At 64.1% G+C, this 22,873-nt stretch carries 23 protein-coding genes; 13 read left to right on the forward strand and 10 right to left on the reverse strand.

Going from position 1 to position 22,873, the window contains the following annotated elements:
* Positions 1–41 precede the first annotated feature (41 nt).
* Positions 42–383 (forward strand): hypothetical protein, encoded by a 342-nt coding sequence (locus tag ACHMXK_RS22345; protein ID WP_397442888.1) that lies wholly within the window; start codon positions 42–44, stop codon positions 381–383.
* 16 nt (positions 384–399) lie between these two features.
* Here the strand turns inward: ACHMXK_RS22345 and ACHMXK_RS22350 are convergent, their stop codons facing one another.
* The 3 genes from ACHMXK_RS22350 to ACHMXK_RS22360 all read right to left on the reverse strand — a co-directional run bounded on the left by ACHMXK_RS22350 (position 400) and on the right by ACHMXK_RS22360 (position 3,212).
* Positions 400–1,692 (reverse strand): solute carrier family 23 protein, encoded by a 1,293-nt coding sequence (locus tag ACHMXK_RS22350; RefSeq protein WP_397442890.1) that lies wholly within the window; start codon positions 1,690–1,692, stop codon positions 400–402.
* A 308-nt stretch (positions 1,693–2,000) separates the two neighbouring features.
* Positions 2,001–2,153, reverse strand: a complete 153-nt coding sequence (locus ACHMXK_RS22355) for a hypothetical protein (protein ID WP_397442891.1) — start codon at positions 2,151–2,153, stop codon at positions 2,001–2,003.
* Between the two features lie 21 nt (positions 2,154–2,174).
* Complete coding sequence (locus ACHMXK_RS22360) at positions 2,175–3,212, reverse strand: LysR family transcriptional regulator (RefSeq protein WP_397443109.1); 1,038 nt, start codon at positions 3,210–3,212, stop codon at positions 2,175–2,177.
* Between the two features lie 63 nt (positions 3,213–3,275).
* Between ACHMXK_RS22360 and ACHMXK_RS22365 the strand changes: the two genes are divergently transcribed.
* The 9 genes from ACHMXK_RS22365 to ACHMXK_RS22405 all read left to right on the forward strand — a co-directional run bounded on the left by ACHMXK_RS22365 (position 3,276) and on the right by ACHMXK_RS22405 (position 12,546).
* Positions 3,276–4,262, forward strand: a complete 987-nt coding sequence (locus tag ACHMXK_RS22365; RefSeq protein ID WP_397442892.1) for a Bug family tripartite tricarboxylate transporter substrate binding protein — start codon at positions 3,276–3,278, stop codon at positions 4,260–4,262.
* An 11-nt stretch (positions 4,263–4,273) separates the two neighbouring features.
* Complete coding sequence (locus tag ACHMXK_RS22370) at positions 4,274–5,578, forward strand: aconitase/3-isopropylmalate dehydratase large subunit family protein (RefSeq protein ID WP_397442893.1); 1,305 nt, start codon at positions 4,274–4,276, stop codon at positions 5,576–5,578.
* A complete protein-coding gene (locus ACHMXK_RS22375; protein ID WP_397442894.1) occupies positions 5,575–6,087 on the forward strand; it encodes an alpha-IPM isomerase in 513 nt (170 codons plus the stop codon). Before ACHMXK_RS22370 ends, ACHMXK_RS22375 begins: the two co-directional genes overlap by 4 nt.
* A 23-nt stretch (positions 6,088–6,110) precedes the next feature.
* The gene (locus ACHMXK_RS22380; RefSeq protein ID WP_397442895.1) at positions 6,111–7,313 is read left to right on the forward strand and encodes an aminotransferase class I/II-fold pyridoxal phosphate-dependent enzyme; all 1,203 of its coding nucleotides are present in this window, start codon (positions 6,111–6,113) and stop codon (positions 7,311–7,313) included.
* A gap of 25 nt (positions 7,314–7,338) precedes the next feature.
* The gene (locus ACHMXK_RS22385; protein ID WP_397442896.1) at positions 7,339–8,016 is read left to right on the forward strand and encodes an RraA family protein; all 678 of its coding nucleotides are present in this window, start codon (positions 7,339–7,341) and stop codon (positions 8,014–8,016) included.
* Positions 8,017–8,099: 83 nt separating this feature from the next.
* Positions 8,100–8,855, forward strand: a complete 756-nt coding sequence (locus ACHMXK_RS22390; RefSeq protein ID WP_397443110.1) for a class II aldolase/adducin family protein — start codon at positions 8,100–8,102, stop codon at positions 8,853–8,855.
* 134 nt (positions 8,856–8,989) lie between these two features.
* On the forward strand, positions 8,990–9,985 hold the full coding sequence (locus tag ACHMXK_RS22395; protein WP_397442897.1) for a D-2-hydroxyacid dehydrogenase: 996 nt from the start codon (positions 8,990–8,992) through the stop codon (positions 9,983–9,985).
* A 90-nt stretch (positions 9,986–10,075) separates the two neighbouring features.
* On the forward strand, positions 10,076–12,097 hold the full coding sequence (locus ACHMXK_RS22400; RefSeq protein ID WP_397442898.1) for an acetoacetate--CoA ligase: 2,022 nt from the start codon (positions 10,076–10,078) through the stop codon (positions 12,095–12,097).
* Positions 12,094–12,546: a YbaY family lipoprotein gene (locus ACHMXK_RS22405; RefSeq protein WP_397442899.1), complete on the forward strand. Its 453-nt coding sequence runs from the start codon at positions 12,094–12,096 to the stop codon at positions 12,544–12,546. The genes ACHMXK_RS22400 and ACHMXK_RS22405 overlap by 4 nt, the downstream gene beginning before the upstream one ends.
* 16 nt (positions 12,547–12,562) lie before the next feature.
* Here the strand turns inward: ACHMXK_RS22405 and ACHMXK_RS22410 are convergent, their stop codons facing one another.
* From ACHMXK_RS22410 to ACHMXK_RS22420, 3 genes are all read right to left on the reverse strand, one after another.
* A complete protein-coding gene (locus ACHMXK_RS22410; RefSeq protein ID WP_397442900.1) occupies positions 12,563–13,732 on the reverse strand; it encodes a CaiB/BaiF CoA transferase family protein in 1,170 nt (389 codons plus the stop codon).
* Positions 13,729–14,697 carry a Bug family tripartite tricarboxylate transporter substrate binding protein gene (locus ACHMXK_RS22415; RefSeq protein WP_397442901.1) on the reverse strand — a complete coding sequence of 323 codons (969 nt, stop codon included), beginning with the start codon at positions 14,695–14,697 and terminating at the stop codon, positions 13,729–13,731. The genes ACHMXK_RS22410 and ACHMXK_RS22415 overlap by 4 nt, the downstream gene beginning before the upstream one ends.
* A 66-nt stretch (positions 14,698–14,763) precedes the next feature.
* On the reverse strand, positions 14,764–15,513 hold the full coding sequence (locus tag ACHMXK_RS22420) for an enoyl-CoA hydratase/isomerase family protein (RefSeq protein ID WP_397442903.1): 750 nt from the start codon (positions 15,511–15,513) through the stop codon (positions 14,764–14,766).
* 50 nt (positions 15,514–15,563) lie between these two features.
* Between ACHMXK_RS22420 and ACHMXK_RS22425 the strand changes: the two genes are divergently transcribed.
* Positions 15,564–16,241 (forward strand): GntR family transcriptional regulator, encoded by a 678-nt coding sequence (locus tag ACHMXK_RS22425; RefSeq protein WP_397442904.1) that lies wholly within the window; start codon positions 15,564–15,566, stop codon positions 16,239–16,241.
* A gap of 12 nt (positions 16,242–16,253) precedes the next feature.
* Here ACHMXK_RS22425 and ACHMXK_RS22430 read toward each other — a convergent pair whose 3' ends face one another.
* The 3 genes from ACHMXK_RS22430 to ACHMXK_RS22440 all read right to left on the reverse strand — a co-directional run bounded on the left by ACHMXK_RS22430 (position 16,254) and on the right by ACHMXK_RS22440 (position 18,209).
* Positions 16,254–17,156: a DMT family transporter gene (locus tag ACHMXK_RS22430; RefSeq protein WP_397442905.1), complete on the reverse strand. Its 903-nt coding sequence runs from the start codon at positions 17,154–17,156 to the stop codon at positions 16,254–16,256.
* 19 nt (positions 17,157–17,175) lie between these two features.
* Positions 17,176–17,616 (reverse strand): BON domain-containing protein, encoded by a 441-nt coding sequence (locus ACHMXK_RS22435; RefSeq protein WP_397442906.1) that lies wholly within the window; start codon positions 17,614–17,616, stop codon positions 17,176–17,178.
* Between the two features lie 74 nt (positions 17,617–17,690).
* Positions 17,691–18,209, reverse strand: a complete 519-nt coding sequence (locus ACHMXK_RS22440) for a flavin reductase family protein (RefSeq protein WP_397442907.1) — start codon at positions 18,207–18,209, stop codon at positions 17,691–17,693.
* A gap of 73 nt (positions 18,210–18,282) precedes the next feature.
* Between ACHMXK_RS22440 and ACHMXK_RS22445 the strand changes: the two genes are divergently transcribed.
* Complete coding sequence (locus tag ACHMXK_RS22445; protein WP_397442908.1) at positions 18,283–19,134, forward strand: M14 family zinc carboxypeptidase; 852 nt, start codon at positions 18,283–18,285, stop codon at positions 19,132–19,134.
* Positions 19,135–19,464: 330 nt separating this feature from the next.
* Positions 19,465–22,281 carry an ATP-binding protein gene (locus ACHMXK_RS22450; RefSeq protein ID WP_397442909.1) on the forward strand — a complete coding sequence of 939 codons (2,817 nt, stop codon included), beginning with the start codon at positions 19,465–19,467 and terminating at the stop codon, positions 22,279–22,281.
* Between the two features lie 23 nt (positions 22,282–22,304).
* Here the strand turns inward: ACHMXK_RS22450 and ACHMXK_RS22455 are convergent, their stop codons facing one another.
* Positions 22,305–22,856: a hypothetical protein gene (locus tag ACHMXK_RS22455; RefSeq protein ID WP_397442910.1), complete on the reverse strand. Its 552-nt coding sequence runs from the start codon at positions 22,854–22,856 to the stop codon at positions 22,305–22,307.
* Positions 22,857–22,873: the final 17 nt, after the last annotated feature.

Genomic DNA, 22,873 nt, shown 5'->3' on the forward strand with positions numbered 1-22,873 from the left:
GTCAGTCCACGCTCCGTTCCATCCACCACCTTATCTCCATCATGCCCCAGCCGTCCAAAACCTCTACCGTGACCACGCCCCTGGAGCGTGCGCTGGATCAGAACGAAGCCGTCAAAGACACGGTGGCGCAATCGGCCGACGAGTTGCTGGTGATCAACACCGTGCTCAAGCAGGAAATTCCCGGCCAGCTGCAAACCGGTGAAGTGGCGCAAGCGCTGCAGAAAACCGATTTGCTGGAAACCCGTATCCAGGCCTCGGCCGAGGACCTCGCGCAGGTGAATCAGGTCTTGGAGCAGGAAATTGATGAACGCGCCAGCCTGGAGCAAGAGCTGGAAAAAACAAAGGCCGCCCTGGCGCAAGCCAAGGCAGCCTCATCGAAGTAAGCCTCCGCGCAGGGCGTTAGCTTTTGGCCTGGCGGTTCAGCAAGGCGTAAAGCAGGATGGCGCCAAAGGTGGCGGTCCCGATGCCGCCCAGCGCGAACTGGCCGAACTTCAGGGTGAAGTCGCCTGTGCCCAGCACCAAGGTGATGGCCGCGACCAGCAGGTTTTTGTTGTCCGAAAAGTCAACCTTGTTGGTGACCCAGATCCGGGCGCCGGCAATCGCGATCAGGCCAAACACCACGATGCTCACGCCGCCCATCACCGGCAGCGGAATCGCCTGGATCAGCGCGCCGAACTTGGGGCTGAAACCCAGCAGCACGGCAATCAGCGCTGCCACCACAAACACGGCGGTCGAATAAATCTTGGTGGCCGCCATCACGCCTATGTTTTCGGCGTAGGTGGTGACACCGGTGCCGCCGGCGCTGCCCGAGACCATGGTCGCCACACCGTCGCCTATGAAGGCCCGGCCCATGTAGACGTCCAGGTTTTTGCCGGTCATGGCCGTCACGGCCTTGATGTGGCCCAGGTTTTCGGCGACCAGAATAATCACCACCGGCACGATCAGCATCATGGCGTTGGCCGTGAACACGGGGGCCGTGAAGTTCGGCATGCCGACCCAGGCGGCGTTGGCGATGCCCGAGATATCAATCGGTTTGCCCCAGCCCAGGCCGTTGGTCAGCAGCGCATAAATAATGCTGGCCATGATCAGGCCAACCAGGATCAGCAAGCGCTGCACCATGCCACGTGTCATCACGGCGACCAGCGCCACGCTGACAAAGGTGACCACCTGCATCCATGAATCAAAGTTGCTGGCCGCCATGTTTTTGACCGGGATGCTGGCCAGGTTCAGGCCGATCACCGCGACCACCGCGCCGGTCACCACGGGTGGCATGAAACGTTCGATCCAGTTCGTGCCGATGGCCTGCACGATGAAACCAACCAGGGTGTAGACCGCGCCGCAGGCAATGATGCCGCCCAGCGCCACACCGATGTTGGCATTGGCGCCTTTGCCGGCATAAGCCGTGGCGGCAATCACCACACCGATGAAGGAAAAGCTGGAGCCCAGATAACTCGGCACCTTGCCGCCGGTGATGACGAAGAAAATCAGCGTGCCTATGCCGCTCATCAAAATGGCAATGTTGGGATCAAAACCCATGAGCAGGGGCGCCAGCACCGTGGAGCCAAACATGGCGATCACGTGTTGCACCCCCATCACCGAGGTTTGCGGCCAGGGCAGGCGCTCGTCAGGGCCTATCACACCGCCTTGTTGCAACACATCGCTGCTTTTTTCTGTCCAGCTCAACATTCCCATCAATCTCTCTCCTCAAGTTGTAAGTGCCGCAATGCTAGGGGCAATGTTGGCCCGGCACAAGAGGAAAAAAGGTGGGTCGCGGCGCAGGCCGGAAGCGCTGCGATGTCTTGCAAAAGCACCGTGTCGTTGAGGAAGCGACGGAGTCAACGTCCTGCGTGGCCAGTAGACGCGCACCGAGGATGGCCTCGCAGTCGGCAAAGCGGTTGATGCTGTCGTGGAGGTCTACACCACCACCAGCGTCGGCGGGTGAATGCGCTGGCTGACCGCGGTGGGCTCAAACTGTGGCATCCAAATGCCCTCGCGCGAACCTATGCGCGAAAAACACAGCGCTTGGACAAACCCAGCCGGTCGGCAACTGTGTGCGGGGTGATCGCCTCCAGTCCGGCACGGGGAAATTCGCTTTTTTGGGTTTTAGCGTCCATGGCGCGAATATCAGCATGATCGTGCGAAATTTCAAACATGCTGCCCAATCCTTTTCTTTTTTAGGTCGCCGGCGGCGACTGGGCCATCAGCGAAACGCCTGGTGGTAACACCTGCATCCGGATATCTGCCAAAAGAATATCCAGCAGGCGTTGTGCGCTGGGTGAGAGCGAGCGTAGCCGACGCGTGATCAGGCAAATTTCGCGAGACAGGGGTGGGTCGTGCAACTCGCGGAATACGAGTTCCGGGAACTCCCGGCCCTTCAGCGCCAGGGCAGGCAGAATCGAATAGCGATTGCCCAAGCTGAGGACGGCGAACAACGACGTAGTGCTCGCGACCTCATCGTGCATGCCTCCCAGAACCGGCCAGTGTGCAGCGTGACTGCGCAGGAACTGGCCGATGCCTGTATCGGCGCTAAACGCCACGTATTGATCCGGCAGCAGGTCGGCCCAACGCAATGGGCGATCATTCCGGGCCAACGGCGAAGCCCGGTGACACACCAGGCCGTAGCGGTCGGCCACGAGGGGCGTGTAATCCAGGCCGTCGTAGCCCTGGTGCTTGCTGTCGATGGCGAAGTCCACCTCGCCTTCGACCACCAGCCGCTCCACCTGCTGCGCCGCAGGGTCGCGCAGGGAAATGGTGATATTGGGATAACTGTCACGAAACTTCGGGATGGCGTGCACCAGGAACTGATAGATCACGGATGCCGCCGCGCCGATGCGGATGTGGCCTCGCTCGCCCTGAGCGAGTGCCATCAGGTCGCCGATGGCGCTGTCGAAGGTGTTCACCACTTTTTCTGCTTCCGGCCTGAAGCGTTCGGCGGCCTCCGTCATGGCCACGCGGCGTGTTGTGCGGTCGAACATTCGCAGCCCGATGGCCTCTTCGAACTGCTGGATGGTTGCCGTCAATGCGGACTGCGTGAGGAACAGGCGCGAAGCGGCGATGGTGAACGAACCGGTCTCCGCCACGGCGAGAAAGCAGCGCAGGTGCTTAAGCGAAACATGGTGTCGCATGCTTGTATTTTTCGTCAAATCAGAATAATCAAGTACTTTAATTTGTTTGTCACGATCAAAGGGCCCGCCTAAAATTTTTTTTGTCACAGGCAAGTGACGCGCTGCCAAGCGCTTGGAGACACCGTTTTTCGATAAAAAGGAGCAACCCCCATGAAGGTCTTGACGCGCGCAAGCGCCACACTTCTCGCCTGCCTGACACTGTTATCCGCTGCGACCACCACGCATGCCCAGGACGATGGCTACCCGAACAAGCCGGTACGCATCGTCGTGCCGTTTGCCGCGGGCGGTTCGACCGACGTGGTGGCACGCCTGCTGGCGGACAAACTGACCGCCGAATTCAAGCAGCCCTTTGTCATCGACAACCGGGGGGGCGCCGGCGGAAATATTGGTGCCGACGCGGTTGCGAAAGCGCCGGCCGACGGCTACACCCTGCTCATGGGAACCACCGGTGTTCTCTCGATCAACGGCTATCTGTACAAGAACATGAGCTACGACGCGCTCAGGGACTTCGCCCCGGTCAGCTATACCTCGCTGATCACCAACATCCTGGTCGTGCCAACCGAGGTGCCGGTGCGTTCGGTCGCCGAACTCGTCGCGCTGGCCAAGGGCAAGCCCGGTTCCCTGAGTTTCGCTTCGTCGGGCGCGGGCAGTTCCACCCACCTGTCGGGCGAACTGTTCAAGGCGATGGCCGGGATCGACATCCTGCACGTGCCGTACCGCGGCAGTGCCCAGGCCTTGACCGACGTGGTCGCGGGCCAGGTGACCATGTTGTTCGACAACGCGCCGTCGTCCATCGGCTTTATCCAGCAAGGCAAGTTACGCGCCCTGGCCGTGACCAGCAGCAAGCGCCTGTCCAATCTGCCAGAGGTACCCACCGTGGACGAAGCCGGGATCAAAGGCTACGAATCCCTGTCCTGGAGCGGCATCGTCGCGCCGACGGCAACACCCAAGCCGGTGATTGCCAAGCTCAACCAGGCCATTGACCGCATTCTGAAAAGCGATGAGATCAAGCGCAGGCTGGCCGCGTTGGGCGTCGACCCCGTGGGCGGCCCGCCCGAAGCCTTTGCCCGCCACATTCGCACCGAAAGCGACAAATGGGGCAAGCTGGTCAAGAGCGCCAACATCACCGTCAACTGATTTTTCAGCCCATGCCGAGCCATGCAGAACAAAGCATCCCTGCCATGAACATACGCGGCAAGACAATGGCCGAAAAGCTGCTTTCGCGTGCCGCAGGCCGCGACCTGCACGCCGGGGCGGTCGCGGTGTGCGAGGTCGATGGCGCCATGGGCACTGACGGGTCGATTCCGATGGCGCTGGACTACTTTCAGGACATGCAGGACGACGGCGGCCTGCCTGCCCCGGCCCGCCCGGATCGGCTGGCCTTTGCCCTCGACCATTACGGGCCGTCTTCCGGTGCGCGTGCCTTGCAGTTGCAGGAGCGAGCCCGCCGCTATGCCCATGCCCATGCCATCCGGGTGTTCGAGGTCGGAGAGGGCATTGGCCACCAGCGCATGCTGGAATGCGGCCGGGTGCTGCCGGGTTTGCTGATTGCCGGCGCAGACTCGCACGCCGTGTCCTACGGTGCCCTGAACGCGTTTGGAACGGGCATCGGCTCGTCCGATCTGGCCGGAATACTGCAATGCAACCAGCTCTGGCTGAAGGTGCCGGCATCCCTGAAGATCACCTTGCTCGGCGCCCTGCGCGGCCAGGCATCGGCCAAGGATGTGGCCCTGACGCTTGCGCGCAGGCTGGGCGCGGACGGCGCCAGCTACCTGGCGCTGGAATTCGACGGCCCGGGTGTGGCCACGCTCGACATGGACGACCGCATCGTGCTGGCCAACATGTCTGTGGAAATGGGCGCCAAGGCCGGCCTGTTTCCGTTTGACGCGACAACCCAGGCTTACCTCGAAGGCCGCGCCGGGCGGCCGTACACCCCGGTCCACGCCGATGCGGATGCCCAGTATGCGAAGACCCTGGTGCTCGACCTGGCTGAGGTGGTGCCGCAGGTGGCCTTGCCGCACCGCGTCGACCAGGTGGTGGACCTGCTGGAGGTGCCTGCCACGGCAATCGACATGGTCTACCTCGGTACCTGCACCGGAGGCCGCACCAAGGACTACCGCGAAGCCCTGGAGGTGTTGCGCGAAGGGGGGGGAGTGGCAGCCGGTGTGCGCCTGATCGTGACCCCGGCCTCCGAAGAAGTGCGTGCCGAACTGCAAAGCAGCGGCATGTTGTCGGCCTTCGAAGCGCTGGGCGCCGAGGTTCAAGCGCCCGGCTGCGGCGCCTGCTGCGGAACCTGCGGCAGCATTCCGGAAGATGGCGCGCGCGTCGTCTCGACTGCCAACCGCAACTTCAAGGGTCGCATGGGCAACAGCCAGGCACATATTTACCTGGCCTCGCCGAAAGCCTGCGCAGGCGCCGCGGTGCGCGGCAGCCTGGGTGGTGCGGCAGCATGAGCGACCGTGCCATCCGGGGGCGTGCCAGGGTGCTGGGCAACGACATCAATACCGACTACATCATTTCCTCGCGCCGCAAGAAGGAAAGCCTGGATCCCTCCGTGCTGAGAGGCTTCCTGCTGGAAGACCTGGACCCCGGGTTTGCCGCCAGTGTGTCCGAGGGCGACATCCTGGTCGCCGGCAGCAACTTTGGCTGCGGCTCGGCCATGGAGGTTGCGGTGACCGTTGTGCTTGGCGCCGGCATTCGTGCGGTGGTGGCAAAGAGCTTCTCGCGGACCTACTGGCGCAACGCGATCAACAACGGATTGCTGCTGGTGGTGGCCGACACAAGCGGCATCGCCGAAGGCGCACCCCTGGCCTTGCGCCTGGACGGTGCCCGGCCCGATGTAAGCGTCGGCGCCGAGCCTGCAAGCAGCATCGCCTGCGAGCCTGTTTCCGACTTCATGCGGGCCATGCTGGAGGCCGGCGGCCTTGTTCCCTATTTGCGCAAGCACCGCAAGCTGGCCTGAACCCTTTCAAGAAAGACTTTTCCATGCGTTTTATTGCCGACCGTCTCAACCGGATCAAACCCTCCCCGAGTTCCATGGCGGGCCAGCGTGCACGCGAACTGCGCGCCACGGGCCGCGACATCATCGGCCTGACCTCAGGCGAGCCGGACTTCGACACGCCGCCCAACGTCTGCGTGGCGGTTATGCAAGCGATGACGGCATCCAAGACCAAGTACACCGACGTCGGCGGCACGCCCGAGCTCAAGGCCGCGATCCAGGCCAAGTTCCGCCGCGACAACGGCCTGGACTATGCGGCCAGCGAACTCATTGTCGGCACGGGCGGCAAGCAGATCATCTTCAATGCGCTGATGTGCACGGTGGAGACCGGGGACGAGGTGATCGTGCCGACTCCCTACTGGGTGTCCTATCCCGACATCGTGCTGCTGGCTGACGGCAAGCCGGTGTTTGTGGCCTGTCCGCCGGACAATGGCTTCAAGATGCGGCCGGCGGACCTGGAGCGCGCGATCACGCCCCGCACCCGCTGGCTGGTGCTGAACGCCCCCAACAACCCCAGCGGCGCGGCCTACTCGCACGAAGAGCTGAAAGCGCTGGCCGAGGTGCTGCTTCGCCATCCGCATGTCTGGATCATGACGGACGACATCTATGAGCACATCCTCTACGACGGCCGGCGCTTCGCGACCATTGCCGAGGTCGAGCCGGCGCTCAAGGAACGCACACTGACGATCAACGGCGTGTCCAAGGCCTACGCCATGACCGGCTGGCGCATCGGCTACGGCGGCGCGCCGGCGGCGCTGATTAAGGCCATGGTCAAGCTGCAGTCGCAGAGCACCTCCAATGCTTCGTCCATCAGCCAGGCCGCGGCACTGGAGGCGCTCTCCGGTCCGCAGGAGTTCATCGCCGAGCGGACCCGCATTTTCCAGAGTCGCCGCGACCTGGTGGTCGCGGAGCTCAATCGCATGCCGGGCATTGTCTGCCATTCTCCGGAGGGCGCTTTCTATGCGTTCCCTTCGTGCGCGGGCGTGATCGGAAAGACCACGCCCGAGGGCAAAGTGCTGCGCAGCGACGAGGACTTCGTGCTTTATTTGCTGGAAGCGCAGAACCTCGCCGTGCTGCAAGGCGACGCCTATGGCGTCTCGCCTTTCTTCCGTATCTCGTTCGCGACCTCCGTCGCACAGCTTGAGGAAGGCTGCCGCCGCCTGCGCCTGGCCTGCGAGGCCTTGCGTTGACCCACCATTCAAAAAAGGAAAAACCATGAGCATCGGATTTCGAATTCTTCCTGCTGCACAGCGCGCACCCGATGCGCTGCTGGACCGCTTTGCCGGCGTGATCGCGGCCCACCTGAGCGACAACATGAGCCGCCTCGTGGCGGGTGGCCCGCGGCTGCGGCCCATGCACAAGGGCGGCCACCTCGTCGGCAACGCGCTAACGGTCAAGGTGCGCCCGGGCGACAACCTGATGGTGCACAAGGCCATTGACATGGCCCAGCCGCGCGACGTGATCGTGGTCGATGCGGGCGGCGACCTCACCCAGGCCATCATCGGTGAACTGATGATGCGCCATGCGCAAAAGCGGGGCGTGGCCGGGTTGGTCATCAACGGCGCGATCCGCGACCTGGCAACGATAGGCGCGGACAGTTACCCGGTCTATGCCGCCGGCGCGACCCACCGCGGCCCCTATAAAGACGGGCCTGGCGAGATCAACGTGTCGATCGCGATCGACGGCATGCTGGTGCAGCCCGGTGACATCGTGGTCGGCGACGAGGACGGCGTGGTCGCCGTGCCGCTGGCTGAGGCCGAACTGCTGCTGGAGCTGGCCGCCAGGCATCGCGCCAAAGAGGACACGACCATGGCGCAAATCCTCGCAGGCACGGTCGACCGCAGCTGGGTCGACGCGCTGCTCAAGAGCCGCGGCTGCGAGGACCTGCGGTAGGGCGCAGATCCTCTTGCCACCCGAAAAGCATCGATCCCAAAGCAACAACCGTGAATCCCACCGGCGTACTGCAGATTCCCTCGATGAAAGCGCATTGCTCCGAAGCCGAGTGGCAGGCGCGGATCGACCTGGCCGCGTGCTACCGGTTGATCTCCCTCTACGGCATGTCGGACATGATGGCCAACCACATCTCCTCGCGCGTGCCCGGCGAGGACGGCGCCTTTCTCATCAACGCCTACGGCCTGATGTACGAGGAGATCACGGCGTCCAGCCTGATCAAGGTGGACCACGACTGCAAGATCCTGTCCAGGCCAAACTTCGGCGCGCTGGACTATGGCATCAACAAGGCCGGCTACGTGATCCACAGCGCGGTGCACGCGGCGCGGCCCGAGGTCGGTTGTGTGATCCACACCCACAGCTGGGCCTCGATGGCGGTGTCGGCGCTCGAGGGCGGCTTGCTGCCCATCACGCAGACCGGCATGCGTTTCCTCAAGATCGGCTACCACGACTACCAGGGCGTGGTGCTCAACCTGGACGAACAGGTCTCGCTGGTGCGCGATCTCGGCGACGGCGAAGCGCTGATCCTGCGCAACCACGGCGTGCTGACCGTCGGCCGCAGCAACGGCGAAGCCTTTAACTGGATGCACCGCCTGGAGTTGGCCTGCCGCGCCCAGCTCGCGGCCATGGCTTGCAATGTGCCTCTGAGATCGGTGCCTCAGCCGGTGCTTGAAGAGACCTGGAGCAACTACCAGCCGGGCACGCGCCGTCCCTATGGCTTGATGGAGTGGCCGGCGCTGCTGCGCAAGCTCGATCGCCTGGACCCGAGTTACCGGACCTGAACCCGTGCGCCTGCCGGTTCGTTATTCGTGACAAAGGAGACAACCATGCAAACTCGCCCACGCCCGAACGTCTTGAACGACCTGCTGGCGGGTCGTCGTGCGCGAGTCGGGTGCGACCGTAGACCAGGAAAGCCATGCCGACGCCTTTGAGAATCCTTTTGTCTGACCAGGCGCGCGCGTGCCTGGAGGAGCGCATTGCCAAGGCCCTCGGTCCGCGGCCATTTCGTCTGGTCTCGATAGATGCGATGGGCACGCAGCCGTCCGGGGACGTGGACATCGCCTTCATCTCACGCGATGTGACCGGGCGCTCCACCAAACATGTGCTGAGCCCTTCGCTGCAAGCCTGTTATGACGCCTTGCGCAGCGCGCCCAGCCTGCAGTGGGTGCACATCCATTCCGCGGGAGCGGACCGGCCCGTGTTCGCCGAACTGCGGGAACGCGGCGTGGCTGTCACCACCTCCTCGGGAACCAACGCGCAGGTCGTGGCGCAGACGGCGATTGCGGGCCTGCTTGCGTTGGCGCGGCGCTTTCCGCAGCTGATGGCTGCCCAGCGCAGCCACACCTGGGCGCCGCTGATTGGCACCGAGCTGCCGCGCGACCTCGACGGGCAGACCGCCGTCGTGGTGGGCTGGGGCCCGATCGGCCAGTATGTGGGGCGGCTGTTGGACGTCCTGGGGCTGCGCACCATCGTCGTACGCAACAGCGCGCGCCCTGTGCAGGGTGTTCACAGGGTTGTGGGCTTCGATGCGCTGAACGAAGTCCTGCCGCTGGCGGACTGGCTGATCCTGGCCTGTCCGTTGACTCTGATCACCCGCGAACTGATAGGCCGCGGCGCACTGGATTTGCTGCCATCAGGCGCGCATCTCGTCAATGTCGCCCGCGGTGAGGTGGTGAACGAGCCGGACCTGATCGAGGCCTTGCGCAACGGGCGGCTGGCGGGGGCCTTCCTGGATGTCTTTGCCCATGAGCCCCTCAGCGCGGATTCACCGCTGTGGGATCTGCCCCATGTCATTGTTACGCCGCATGCGGCCGGCCACTCCGACGGGCACTTTCGGCGTGTCGCGCAGGTATTTGCTGACAACCTGGCGCGGTGGGCGGCCAACGAAACCCTGGCGAACCGGGTTGCTTGAACACCCGTCCACCCGGCGGAGCGGTTTGTGCCGTGCTACCGCGACGCCAGTGTGACGGCGCCGTGGACTGTGAGCTGTTATCTTTCCTGCATGACAGTTCCCTACATCCCCCAAATCGCGCTTTACCGCAACTGGTTGCGAGACTCCCGTAGTCTGGAATTCGATTCCTACGATGCCTTGTGGCGCTGGTCGGTCACCGATCTGGACGCCTTCTGGCAAAGTGTCTGGGACTACTTTGAGCTGCAGTCACCGACGCCACACAGCGCCGTGCTGGCCGACAGGCGCATGCCGGGCGCACGCTGGTTTCCCGGCGCGCAGTTCAACTACGCGCAGCAGGTGTTCCGGCATGTGGACCCAGCCCATGCCGCCGGTTTTCCGGCCCTGATCAGTCACAACGAAAAAAGCCTGGCCGGCGGCGAGCCGGCGCGCGAGCTGAGCTGGCCGGAACTGCGCCGCCAGGTCGCGTCGCTGGCGCTGCACCTGCAGGCGCAAGGCGTGTTGCCGGGTGACCGTGTCGCCGCCTATCTGCCGAATATTCCCGAGGCCATGGTGGCGTTTCTGGCGGTGGTCAGCATAGGCGGCGTCTGGAGTATTTGTGCGCCCGACATGGGCACGAACGCCGTGCTGGACCGCTTCAAGCAGATTGAACCCAAGGTGCTGATTGCCTGCGACGGCGTGAGTTATGGCGGGCGCGATGTGGACCGGACTGCCGTGCTGGCCGAGTTGCGCGCGGCCTTGCCCAGCGTGCAACATGTGATTCTTCACAACAACTTAAATGCTAGCAATTCAATAGCTGGTTGCGCCCTGTTTGAAAGGGCTACGGCACGAAATGATGCACAAACGCAGGCCTTTGAGCCGATGTGGCTGCCGTTTGACCATCCCTTGTGGATTGTTTATTCGAGTGGCACCACCGGCCTGCCCAAACCGATTGTTCATGGCCACGGCGGCACCGTCATCGTGGCGCTGGCGCTGAAAACGCTGCACAACGACATCGGCTGCAGCTACGCGGCCAACTCCTGGGGCGAACGTTTTCACTGGTACAGCTCCACCGGCTGGGTCATGTGGAACGCGCAGATGAGCGGCCTGCTCAACGGCACGACTTGCTGTATTTACGATGGCAACCCGGGCGGCAGCAAGGAGCAGCCGGACTGGACCACCTTGTGGCGTTTTGGCGCCCAGGTCGGTGCGACATTTTTCGGTGCCGGCGCGGCCTTTTTTGCCAACTGCATGAAGGCCGGTATTGATCTATCGAGTTGTGGCGACCTGACGCAAGTGCGTGCGCTGGGCACCACCGGTTCACCTTTGTCGGAAGAGTCGCAGCGTTGGGGCACGGCGCAGTTTGAAAAGGTCGGCACACCGGACATCTGGTGGTGCAATATTTCGGGAGGTACAGATTTCGCAGGTGCGTTTATAGGCGGCAACCGCGAGCTGCCACAAGTCCCCGGCGAGATGCAATGCCGCTTGCTCGGCTGCGCCGTCGAGGCCTGGAACGAAGCCGGCCAGCCCGTCATCGGCGAAGTGGGTGAACTGGTCTGCAGCCAGCCGATTCCATCCATGCCGCTGTATTTCTGGGGCGACACCGGCAATGCGCGTTACCTCTCCAGTTATTTCGACATGTACCCGAATGTCTGGCGCCACGGCGACTGGTTGAAGATCACACCGGCCGGCGGCTGCATTATTTACGGCCGTTCCGACGCCACCATCAACCGCCACGGCCTGCGCATGGGCACCAGCGAGTTGTACAGCGCGGTCGAGGCCTTGCCCGAGGTGATCGACTCGCTGGTCGTTGATCTGGAGTATCTGGGCAAGGACAGTTACATGCCGCTGTTTGTGGTCTTGCGCGATGGCGTGACGCTGGACGATGCCATGACGGTCAAACTGAACAACGCCATCAAGACCGCCTTGTCGCCGCGGTTTGTGCCCAATGCGATTTTCCAGGTGGCCGACATCCCGCGCACCCTGTCGGGTAAAAAGCAGGAGTTACCGATCAAGAAGTTGTTGTTGGGCCAGCCGCTGGAGAAGGTCGTCAACCGCGATGCCATGGCCAATCCGGCCTGCCTGGCATGGTATGTTCAGTTTTCGGAAAACTACCTGAACAAGAGAGCGCTATGAAACGACGACTGATGACCATGGCCGCGCTGGGTGTGTTCGGTTTACTGACGGCTTGTGCCACGGGCCCGGCCTCTTCGCCGCCGGCCACAACGCCGGCCACGCCCGCCGCATCCACCGGCTTGCGCGTGAGCGGCACGATTTCTTATCTGCAGCGTATCGCGCTGCCGCCCGATAGCGAGGTGATTGTGCAACTGCGTGATGTTTCGCGCATGGACGCCAAGGCCGACATCCTGGCCGAGCAACGTTTCACGACACGCAGCCAGGTACCGCTGCCTTTCGAGTTGATCGTGGACCCCGCAAAAATCGACCCGCGCGCGCGTTATGCCGTGGCCGCACGTATCGAGCTGGGCGGCAAACTGCTGTTTATCAACGACAAGCTTTACCCGGTGCTCACACAAGGCAAGGGCAACCGTGTCGATCTGATTCTGCACATGGTGGCCCGGCCCTGAGCCAGGACGGGCTGCTTTAACGGTTGCCCAGCTCCGCCAGGATGGCGGCCCGGTCCTGGTCCAGCAGCGGCGGCTGGCTGCGCACCGTGGCGCCATGGCTGCCGACACGCACCGGGTTGCCCGCCACCGTGAGTATTGTTCCGTCAGCGGTGGACACCGAGGTCAACATGCCGCGCGCCTTGACTTGCGGGTGGGCCATGATCTCCGGCACGGTGTTGTATTCCCCGGTGGGGATGCCGTTGCGGGTCAGCAGGTCGCACCAGTGCGCGCGTGACGCGCTGGCCAGGCGGGCCTCCAGCAGTGTCTTCAGCGCCTGATGGTGTTCGCAACGTGCGGCATTGCTGGCAAAACGCGGGTCCTCCAGCAAGGCCGGCAGCTCCAGCAAGGGGCACAGGCGCTGGAACACCGCGTCGCTGCCGGCGGCGATGACAAACCAGCCATCGGCGGCCTTGAACACATCGAAGGGCGTCATGGACGGATGGCGTGAACCGATGGGCCCCGGCACCTGGCCGCTGGCGCTGTAACGTGCAATGGGGTTCTCCAGCAGCGCCACCTGGCAGTCCAGCATGGCCACGTCGACGCGTTCGCCCAGGCCGGAACGTTCGCGTTTCAGCAGGGCGGACTGCGTGCCGATGACGGCATACAGGCCAGCGCCCATGTCGCCGATGGACACGCCCACACGCGCCGGTACGCCGTCGGGTGCGCCCGTGACACTCATGATGCCGCTCATGGCCTGCACCACCATGTCGTAGGCCGGTAAGGTGCGGTAGGGGCCGGTCTGGCCAAAACCCGAGACCGAGGTGAACACCAGGCGCGGGTAGCGACGGTGCAACATCTCCCAGTCGTAGCCGAGTTTCTCCATGGTGCCGGGGCGAAAGTTCTCCACCAGCACATCGGCGCCTTCCAGCAGCGCTTCAAAAACCTGGCGGTCGGCCGGCGCTTTCAGGTCCAGCGCAATCGATTCCTTGTTGCGGTTCACTGACATGAAATAAGCCGATTGCCCATCCACAAAGGGCCCGATCTGGCGCGCGTCGTCACCCTGGCCGGGTTGCTCGACCTTGATGACGCGGGCACCGAGGTCGGCCAGCATCTGGGTGCAGAAAGGACCGGCAAGCACCCGTGTCAGGTCCACGATGGTGATGCCGCTCAGCGGGGCGTCGGTGGGCACGGCGGAGTGATGGGTCATTGCAGGGAGGCTCCGGATTGCTGCGTCAGTCCCTTGGAGATACGCCCCTCGGCCAGAGCCCACTCGCGGAAGGCCTCGATCGAGGCCGATGGCGCCGCTTCATTGCCGGACTTTTCCAGCCTGGCCTTGACCTCGGGGTCCTTCAGCGCTTCGACGCTGGCATCAAACAGCTTCTTGCTGACGTCTGCGGGCAAGCCGGCCGGGCCGAACAGCCCGAACCAGAAGGTGAAGTCGTAACCCTTCACACCGGCGTCCGCCATGCCTGGCGAGTTGGGAAACAGCGCCGAGCGTTGCGCCGTGGTGGCCGCCAGAATACGCAGCTTGCCGGCTTGCACCAGCGGAAGGATGGAAGGCGGTGTGCCGAAGGTCATTTGCACGTCGCCGGCGGCCACCGCCTGGATGGCGGGCGCGCCGCCCTTGAAGGGGACATGCAACATGTCGATGCCGGTGGCTTGTGTGAAGGACAGGCCGGCCATGTGTGTGATCACGCCGCTGCCGGACGAGGCATAGGTGAGTTTCCCCGGGTTCTGGCGTGCCAGCCGGATCACATCGTTGACCGACTGGGCGTCGAAATCCTTGTTGACGGCCAGCAGCAGGGGCGCGGACGACCAGCGCGAAATCGGCGTGAAACTGCGGGCGCCATCGTATTTGACACTTTTGTACAGCAACTGGTCCGAGCCATACAGGTTGGCACTGCCCAAGAGCAGCGTGTAGCCGTCGGCGGGCGCTTTGGCCACCAGGTCGGAGCCTATGGTGGTGCCCGCGCCGGCGCGGTTGTCGATGATGATGGGCTGGCCCAGGATGCGGCCCATCTTGTCGCTTACCAGGCGGGCCACGGTGTCGGCGCCGCCGCCGGGTGGAAAACCCACGACCAGGGTGATGGGTTTGGCCGGGTAGCCCTGCGCCAGGGCCCCGGTGCACAGGGCGAGCAGGGCCAGGCCCAGCGTGGATCGAATTTTTTTCATGTTTTGTCTCCTAGGTTTTTTTGAGAGCCCGCGCCCAAGGCTGTGGATGCGGGTCGGCGGCCGGCTTTATCGGCCGTGGAACAGCGGTGCCCGTTTTTCGCGCCAGGCCAGGCCACCTTCGCGCAGGTCGTCCGAGGCGATGCTGCGTTGCACCTCGCGGGCGATCGCGTCCGGGTCCGTTTGGCCCCGGGCAATCAGGTTCAGATGTTTCTTCATGCCCAGCAGAGCGATAGGCGCCATGGCGGCCAGGGTCTGGCTGAGGTCTTGCACTGCCGCTTCGGGCGAGGGGCCGTCCACCAGCTGGGTGAGGAAGCCGCAGTCGCGCATGGCCGCGGCGTTGAGTTTTTCGGCGGTCAGGAACAGGCGTTTGGCGGTGTCCAGGCCCAGGCGGGTCACGTAACGTGTCAGCCCGCTTTCGTAAAAATGCAGGCCCAGGCGGGCGGCCGGCATGAACATCTCCGCGGTTTGACCGCCGACCCGGAAGTCGCAGGCCAGGGCCATGTCGGTGGCACCGCCATAAATGCCGCCGTGGATGGCGGCGATGGTGACGGCCCGGCAGGCCTCCAGCGCATCCACCATGTCGCCAAAGGCGCTGCCCTTGTTTTGGCTTTGGCCGACCTCTGATATATCATAGCCGCTGCAAAAATGTTTTCCCTGCGATTGCAGGACCAGCACCCGCACCTCGGGCGCCTGGTTGACCGCTTCAAAGTGACGAATCAGGACAGGCAGGTCGTCCGGCGTGAGTTTGTTGGCGACTTTGGGGCGGTTCAGCGTGATGCTGGCGATGGGGCCAGCGATGTGAAGCAGGGGTAACATGTGTATTAGATTGACTATTAGATATATCTGAAAATTTAATGGATATCCCTATGAGCCGGCAACCCGTAAAAACCCTAGACCCCGACCGTTTGCAAGACCGCATTCGCCTGCAACTGGAGCAAGACATCCAGACGGGAAAGCTGGCGCCCGGCATGGCGATTGACGAAAAAGCCCTGGCGCAAAGTTTTGAAACCTCACGCACCCCGGTGCGCGAGGCCTTGTTGCTGTTGGGCGCCAAGGGCCTGGTCGACATCATTCCGCGCACCGGGATTTATGTGCACCGGCCCAGTGCCAGTGAGTTGGTGGCCATGATGGAAGCGCTGGGGGAGCTGGAGGGCGTGTTGGCCCGGCTGGCCGCCCTGCGGCTCAACCCGGCACTGGCCGAGGCCTTGCGATTGGCCCTGCAGGGCACGGCCGAGCAGGCCGCGGCCCAGGATGCGGCGGCTTATGAACGCGCCAACGCCGCGCTGCACGAGGTGATTTACACGGCCAGCAGCAACCCGTTTATCGTGGAGCAGACACGCACGGTGCGGCTGCGCATGTCCGCCTTCCGGGGGCAGTTGTTCGAGAAAGCCGGGCGGCTGGCCCGCTCACAGGCCGAACATGAGGCCGTCGTGAGCGCCATCCTGGCGGGTGACGCCGAGGCTGCGGCCGAGGCCATGCGCGAGCATATTTCGCAAGGCGGCAAGGTGTTTGCCGATCTGGTGCTGAGCCACCAGCTGCAGTGAGCCGGCCAGCGCTCAGGCGGCGACACGCGGCTTGCGGTTGACCAGCACAATGCCTAACGCCACCAGCACCAGTGCCGCCAACAGGCTGGGTGTCGCCGCTTCTTTCAGCCACCAGGCGCCGAACAGCAGGGCAAACAGCGGCGTCAAAAACACAAACACCGAAATTTTGGTGGCCGGGTAACGGCCCAACATCCACATCCAGGCCAGGTAGCTGGCAAAAGCACCAACCACGGTTTGCAGCACCAGCGAGGAGATGGCAAACGGGCTGAAGGACCAGACCCGGGCTTCGCCCAGCGCCAGTGACAAGACCGGCAAGGCCAGCGTGCTGACCGCCACCTGGTAGAACAGCAGCTTTTCCGCCGACACCTTGGCCAGCGACGAGGCGCGTATCACCACCGTGGTCAGCCCCCACAACATGCCGGCGACCAGCGCCATGGTGTCGCCGACCCAAGTCGAGGCGACGCCGGCGCTGAACCCTTCGCGCAAGGCAAACGCCACGGCCGCAAACGCACAGGCCAGGCCCACCCATTGCACCGGCCTCAGGGTTTCGGACTTCACCCAAAAGGGCAGCAAGATAGCCACCCAGAACGGCGAGGTGTAGAGAAACACCGTGAGCCGCGAAGCACTGGTGTATTGCAGCCCCACATACAGGCAGGCAAATTCGGCCGCAAACAGGCCGCCAGCCAGCAGGCCCGCACGCAGCGAGCCGTCGGCCGAAAACAGCTTGACCCCGCGCCAGGCGCACCAGAGCAGCAGCAGCAAGGTGGCACCGGCAAAACGCAGCGAGGCCTGGAAAGCTGGCGCCATCTCCACCAGCGTGGCCTTGACCAACACCTGCTGGAAACCCCAGAACAGGCAGCAGGCCAGCAGCAGGGACATGGACAAGGTGTCGAGGTGGGTTTTGCGTGGGGTCATATGGAGGAAAGGTTGAAATTCAGGGCGCTTGGACCGCGTAACGCGGCTTGGCCCGGGTGCCTGTCATCAGCAGGGGCACCACGGCTTCGACGTCCGGCACGGCTTGGGCCGCCTGCACCAGGCGCGGGATCAGGGCGGACTGCGATACGCAACCTTCAAGAAACACCCAGCGCCGCTGGATGGTGACCCAGACGCTGCTGGCGGCCATCCCCGGCACCGCCTGGAGCGCGGCCTGCACCGGTGCGGCCAGCGTTTTGTCGTAGCGGTAGGCGTTGAAATCCTGGCACTGGCCGGCCCTGAAGCAACGGGTGCCGCGTTCGATGCGGCCGTGGGCTTGCTGGCGTTGTTCGTCCTCGGTCAGCAGCGGCCCCAGCGGCACCGGACAGGCCGGCAGGCCGCTACTCACCTGGAAAAACGGGTCGTCGAACCAGTTCTTTTTTTTCGGGCGCGGCTTGTGCATGAACGTTGGCGGCCAGCAGCGCCATCAGCACGCCAGGCAGGCAGGACAAGGGCGACCAGGTCCGCGCCATGGGTTCACAAGGGATGTTCGGTGTAAAACCGGCCACCGTGAAACAGCAGCGGCGCCGCCCCGGCGCGGTGGCTGCAGCGCTCCACCTCGCCGACAAAAATCACATGGTCACCTTCTTCATAACGGCTGCGGTTGAAACATTCAAAGGTGGCGGCGGCGCCGGTCAGCAGCGGTGCACCGCCCACCCCTTCGGTCCAGGCCACATCGGTCCAGCGGCCTTCGCGCTTGGCGGCAAAACGCTCGGCCAGCTCTTTTTGGTCGGCTGCGAGGATGTTGATGGCGTAATGGGAGCCGGTGCTCAGGGTGGGCATGGAGCCGGCCGCCTGCGCCAGGCTCCAGAGCACCAGCGGCGGCGCCAGCGAGACCGAATTGAAGGAGTTGGCCGTCAGCCCGACCAGTTCGCCGCTGGCGGTGCGCGCGGTGACGATCGTGACCCCGGTGGCAAACATGCCCAGGGCGGCGCGGAACTCGCGCGGTGAAAAACTTGGTCGGCTGGCTTGACGTGGGGGAGCGGGGGGCAACATCCGGCTAATTTACCTGAAGCGCCATGAGGTTGCCCGGCCCCGCTCGCCACAGGCCGCCGCGTAAACTTGCTGAATGCAAATCCGTTGGCCCGCCGCCGCCCTGGCTGCTTCACTTTTTATAGCGGCTGGTGTTCATGCGGCGGCGCCTTGTGATGATTTTGTTCGTAGATTGCCGAACGTCAAGCGCAGCCTGTGCGAGGCCGCCCAGCTCCAGGCCACGACGGCGCGGTCGGTTCAGGGGCGGACTTTATGGGCGCGCGACATCCAGCCGGAAGAGACCAAGCTGCGTGTGCTGGTGCTGGGCGCCATCCATGGGGACGAGTTGTCCTCGGCCGCGGTGGCGCTGCACTGGATCACGTTGGCCGAGCAGACGGCGGCGCCCTGGTCGCAGGCCATCCACTGGCGTTTTATCCCCGCGCTCAATCCTGACGGCCTGCTGGCCACGCCGCCGCGCCGCGTCAATGCCAACGGCGTGGACCTGAACCGCAACTTCCCGACACCGAACTGGGCGCGGGATGCCAAGGTGTATTGGGAAAAACGCACGCGCAAGGATCCGCGCCGCTGGCCGGGCCACCAACCGCTGTCGGAGCCGGAGTCGGCGTTTTTGCATAGCGAGATGCAGCGCTTCCAACCGAACCTGATTGTCAGCATTCATGTGCCTTATGGGGTGCTGGACTTTGACGGCCCGTCGGTGCCGCCGTCCAGGCTCGGGCGCCTGTACCTCGACCAGGTCGGCATCTTTCCGGGATCGCTGGGCAATTACGGCGGTGTGCACAAGGGCGTGCCGGTGGTTACCATCGAGCTGCCCAACGCGACACGTACACCTCTGGACGCCGAAACGCGCCAGATGTGGCTGGATTTGTTGCGCTGGATGGGGGAGCGCCTGGGCCCCGAGCAGCCGCAGCGTTTGCCGCGCGCACCGTGAAGATTTTTTGCCGCGCGTCGGTCCAGGGCTGAATTTTTAAGAAAATTAGCCGTTAGGCCTTCAGGGGATGACTGCAACAAGCGATAAAAGGACGCGCACTTGCCGTGGCCAACGCGATGGCGTTTGCGTTTTGGACAAACGGTGACCACTTGGACGTTTTTTGCAAAAAAACATCAATACGCACCTTGTCCAAGTTTGTTTCGACGGGCTACGATGACAGCCTCAGTTGCACGGGGCTGACAGTGTCATTCGTCCGGCACACTCGTCTTGTCCAGCCGGGCAGGGCGCACGGTGGCTGTGAAAAATAGAAAGGCACAAGAAGGCGATGGCATGTTGAGTTCATGGGGATTGCGCTCCCGGTTGGTCTTGCTGGTCGGGGTGGCGCTCACGCCGGTGTTTGGCCTGTTTGGCTGGGTTTCTGCCGAGAACCAGGACGCGGCGCTGCGGCTGGCCCAGGCCCGCCTGCAGTCCGATGCCCTGCTGATCGCGGCGCACGAGCAACCCCTGGTGGAGTCCGCCAAGCAGTTGCTGGGCGACATCGCCAACTCCTCTACCGTTCAAAACAAGCAGGCCAATTTGTGTGGCGACTACCTGCGCAGCCTGCAGGCCTTGCAGCCGGCCTATGCCGGCCTGGGCGTGGTGGCGACGGATGGCACGGTTTTATGCCACTCCAGGCCGGTGCGGGTCGGTATTGACGCCAGCGCGCACCCCTTGTTCAAGCGGGCCTTGCTCAGCCGGCAATTCGAGATCGGGGAGTACGACACCGAACGCAGCAGCGGCAAAGCCGGCGTGGGGTTTGTGATGCCGGTGTACAGCCCGACCGGGGTCCTGAGCGCCGTGGCCTTTACGGCGGTGGACGTGCATGCGTTCCGCGCCGCACTGGCCGAGGTTGCGGTTCCGGCGGGTGTCAGCGTGAGCCTGACCGACCGCAAGGGCACGGTTTTGGCGACGCACCCCGTGGGTGGCGCGGCCGTTGGCACGGTGTTGTCTGACGCCGCGGTCCGCGCGTTTTTGCGGGACCCGCAGACCGGCACCGACGAAGCGCTGGACGCCGAGGGCCAGCAGCGCCTCTACGCTTTTGCGCCCGTGCCGGGGGCCGCGAGCGGCGCGCTGTTTGTGGCGGTCAGCATGCCGCGCGCGTTGATTGCCGAGAAATCCTGGCACGTGTTTGTGCTGGAGCTGGTCGTCCTGCTGGGCACGGCCCTGTTCGGCATGGCTTGCGCCTGGTGGATGGGCCGGCGCCTGATTGTCACGCCGGTACAGGCCATCCTGCACGAAGCCAATGAGCTGGCTGTCGGCAACCTGGCGGCCCGGGTCGAAGTCGGGCCTGTGGGCCAGGGGGAACTGGGCCACCTCGCCAGAACCTTCAACCGCATGGCCGAATCACTGCAGCTGCGCCAGACCGAGCTGGACGGCGCGCTGGCCCGCATCGGCAAGGAGCACGGGCTGCTGGAGCTGATCATCAACAGCATGAGTGAAGGCGTGATTGCGGCCGACGTCGATGGTCGTTTTCTGCGCTTCAACGCGGCGGCAAAAAAACTCTTTCCCACGGTGGAGGCTGGCACCACGCTTGAGGAGTGGCGTGGGCACCACACGCTGATCTCGCCGGACGGCCAGACAATTTATACGTCGCAGGACAGGCCGTTGAGCCGTGCCATACGCGGCGAAAGCATAGACAACTGGGACCTCGTGCTGCGCAGCAAAAAAGGCGGTGATCGGGTGTTGCGCATGAACCTGCGGCCCTTGCGCGACCAGGGGGGCGGGCTGATAGGCGGGCTGGCGGTGTTCACCGACATCACCGAGCGCCAGCTCGCGGACCAGGAACTGGCGCGCACCAACCGGGCGCTGAAAATGCTCAACCGCTGTAACGAAGCCCTGACCCGCATGGACGACGAAGCCGGCCTGTTGCAGCAGGTGTGCCGCCTGGCGGTGGAAGGCGGCGGTTATCAGATGGCCTGGGTCGGTTATGCGCAGGACGATGCGGCGCGCAGCATCCTGCCGATGGCGCATGCCGGTCGCGAGGAGGGCTACCTGTCCAGCATCCATCTGAGCTGGGACGCCGACCGGCCCAACGGTCGTGGGCCGGCCGGTCAGGCCATACGCAGCGGCCAGGCCACGGTCAGCGAAGACATCACACGTGGCGACAACCAGTTCCACTGGGCGGAGGAGGCTGTGCAGCGCGGCTACCGCAGCGCCGTGGTGTTGCCTTTGCGTGACAGCAGCCGCACCTTTGGTTTGCTGGCGCTGTACTCCGCATCGGTGGAAAAACTCGCCGACGACGAAATCAAGCTGCTGCAGGAACTGGCCGACAACCTGGCCTTCGGCATCGGCAACGTCCGCTCGCGCCTGGAGCGCCAGCAGGCCCAGGCAGAAATCCTGCGCCTCAACGCCGGACTCGAAGAACGTGTGCGGCAACGCACGGCGGAGTTGCAGATGGCCAACCAGGAGCTGGAGGCGTTTTCGTATTCGGTCTCTCACGACTTGCGCACACCGCTCAGCGCCATCGACGGTTTCAGTGGTTTGCTCGAGAAGGACTTCAACGAAGGCGGCGTGGTCAGCGACAGTTGCCGGCATTACCTGAACCGCATACGCGCCGGGGTGGCGCAAATGGGTGAGCTGATTGACGCGCTGCTGTCGCTGGCCCGGGTCTCGCGCACCAACTTGCGCTGGGACCGCGCCGACCTGAGCGCCATGGCCAACGCGGTGCTCGGCGGTTACCGCGAGCGTGAGCCTGGCCGCAACGTGCAACTGGCCATCGCGCCCAACCTGCGGGCCCAGGGCGATCCACGCCTGTTGCAGCAGGTGCTGGACAACCTGCTGGGCAACGCCTGGAAGTTCAGCGCCAAACAGCCGCAAGCCCGCATCACCTTTGGCTGCGCGCGCGGCCCGGACGGCCAGGCCGTGTACGCCGTGCGCGACAACGGCGCGGGGTTTGACATGACTTATGCGGACAAGCTGTTTGGCGCCTTCCAGCGCCTGCACACGGTGACCGAGTTTGCCGGTACCGGCGTGGGCCTGGCCACGGTGCACCGCATCATCACGCGGCATGGCGGCCGGGTCTGGGCCGAGTCGGCGCCGGGCCAGGGCGCCACGTTTTATTTCACCCTGGGCGAGGCGCCGGGGCTGGCCGTGCCGGCGATGGCCTGAACGCGTGAATCGGCGCTGAAGCGCTAGAAATTCTGGGCCAGCAGGGTTTCGCGCAGGTTTTGCGCCTTGTCGGGGTCAAACCCGCCTTCAACCCGGGCCAGCACCTCGCCCCGGCGGTTGATCACCACCGCGTAGACCTGGTCGGTGCCGTTCAGGCCGGCGGCGCGGACAAACTGGTCGCGGTCGGTGAAGACTGGCATCAGCCGATCGCGTTCGGCCTCAGCCGGGTACTTGCGCGACAGCTTGGTTTCAATGGCGCTGCGCCTGTCGGCGTTGCCCGTGTCGTTGAGCACCGGCATACGAACCCAGACGATGGCCGGATCATCCTGCAGCCGCAGGCCATGAATCCAGCCTTCGATAGACGCCTGCTGGGCGCCGTGGAAGGTGATCAGGGCCAAGGTGCGTTCGGCCGGCAAGCCGTGCGGCAGGGCGATCGCCTGTCGGTCCGGGGTGTGCGCCGTGAGCACGGGCAACTGGCCCATTACGCGGGTTTCATTGGGGGCGAGCCAAGCCAGCAGCAGGGCGGCTGAAACGGCGCCCAGCCAAACCAAGGCGGAAGTCCAGGTTTTTCTCATGATCATCCTCCGGGCAC

This window comes from Polaromonas sp. UC242_47 (assembly GCF_044452385.1).
GTDB lineage: Bacteria > Pseudomonadota > Gammaproteobacteria > Burkholderiales > Burkholderiaceae_C > Polaromonas.

Bases quoted from the DNA above. Each gene is read 5' to 3' on its own strand.
- ACHMXK_RS22420 (WP_397442903.1), bottom strand. From the start codon at position 15,513: ATGTTACCCCTGCTTCACATCGCTGGCCCCATCGCCAGCATCACGCTG.
- ACHMXK_RS22395 (WP_397442897.1), top strand. From the start codon at position 8,990: ATGCCGACGCCTTTGAGAATCCTTTTGTCTGACCAGGCGCGCGCGTGC.
- ACHMXK_RS22365 (WP_397442892.1), top strand. From the start codon at position 3,276: ATGAAGGTCTTGACGCGCGCAAGCGCCACACTTCTCGCCTGCCTGACA.
- ACHMXK_RS22380 (WP_397442895.1), top strand. From the start codon at position 6,111: ATGCGTTTTATTGCCGACCGTCTCAACCGGATCAAACCCTCCCCGAGT.
- ACHMXK_RS22435 (WP_397442906.1), bottom strand. From the start codon at position 17,616: ATGCACAAGCCGCGCCCGAAAAAAAAGAACTGGTTCGACGACCCGTTT.
- ACHMXK_RS22405 (WP_397442899.1), top strand. From the start codon at position 12,094: ATGAAACGACGACTGATGACCATGGCCGCGCTGGGTGTGTTCGGTTTA.
- ACHMXK_RS22430 (WP_397442905.1), bottom strand. From the start codon at position 17,156: ATGACCCCACGCAAAACCCACCTCGACACCTTGTCCATGTCCCTGCTG.
- ACHMXK_RS22390 (WP_397443110.1), top strand. From the start codon at position 8,100: ATGAAAGCGCATTGCTCCGAAGCCGAGTGGCAGGCGCGGATCGACCTG.
- ACHMXK_RS22445 (WP_397442908.1), top strand. From the start codon at position 18,283: ATGCAAATCCGTTGGCCCGCCGCCGCCCTGGCTGCTTCACTTTTTATA.
- ACHMXK_RS22450 (WP_397442909.1), top strand. From the start codon at position 19,465: ATGTTGAGTTCATGGGGATTGCGCTCCCGGTTGGTCTTGCTGGTCGGG.
- ACHMXK_RS22400 (WP_397442898.1), top strand. From the start codon at position 10,076: ATGACAGTTCCCTACATCCCCCAAATCGCGCTTTACCGCAACTGGTTG.
- ACHMXK_RS22440 (WP_397442907.1), bottom strand. From the start codon at position 18,209: ATGTTGCCCCCCGCTCCCCCACGTCAAGCCAGCCGACCAAGTTTTTCA.
- ACHMXK_RS22385 (WP_397442896.1), top strand. From the start codon at position 7,339: ATGAGCATCGGATTTCGAATTCTTCCTGCTGCACAGCGCGCACCCGAT.
- ACHMXK_RS22370 (WP_397442893.1), top strand. From the start codon at position 4,274: ATGCCGAGCCATGCAGAACAAAGCATCCCTGCCATGAACATACGCGGC.
- ACHMXK_RS22415 (WP_397442901.1), bottom strand. From the start codon at position 14,697: ATGAAAAAAATTCGATCCACGCTGGGCCTGGCCCTGCTCGCCCTGTGC.
- ACHMXK_RS22355 (WP_397442891.1), bottom strand. From the start codon at position 2,153: ATGTTTGAAATTTCGCACGATCATGCTGATATTCGCGCCATGGACGCT.
- ACHMXK_RS22410 (WP_397442900.1), bottom strand. From the start codon at position 13,732: ATGACCCATCACTCCGCCGTGCCCACCGACGCCCCGCTGAGCGGCATC.
- ACHMXK_RS22350 (WP_397442890.1), bottom strand. From the start codon at position 1,692: ATGGGAATGTTGAGCTGGACAGAAAAAAGCAGCGATGTGTTGCAACAA.
- ACHMXK_RS22425 (WP_397442904.1), top strand. From the start codon at position 15,564: ATGAGCCGGCAACCCGTAAAAACCCTAGACCCCGACCGTTTGCAAGAC.
- ACHMXK_RS22375 (WP_397442894.1), top strand. From the start codon at position 5,575: ATGAGCGACCGTGCCATCCGGGGGCGTGCCAGGGTGCTGGGCAACGAC.
- ACHMXK_RS22345 (WP_397442888.1), top strand. From the start codon at position 42: ATGCCCCAGCCGTCCAAAACCTCTACCGTGACCACGCCCCTGGAGCGT.
- ACHMXK_RS22455 (WP_397442910.1), bottom strand. From the start codon at position 22,856: ATGAGAAAAACCTGGACTTCCGCCTTGGTTTGGCTGGGCGCCGTTTCA.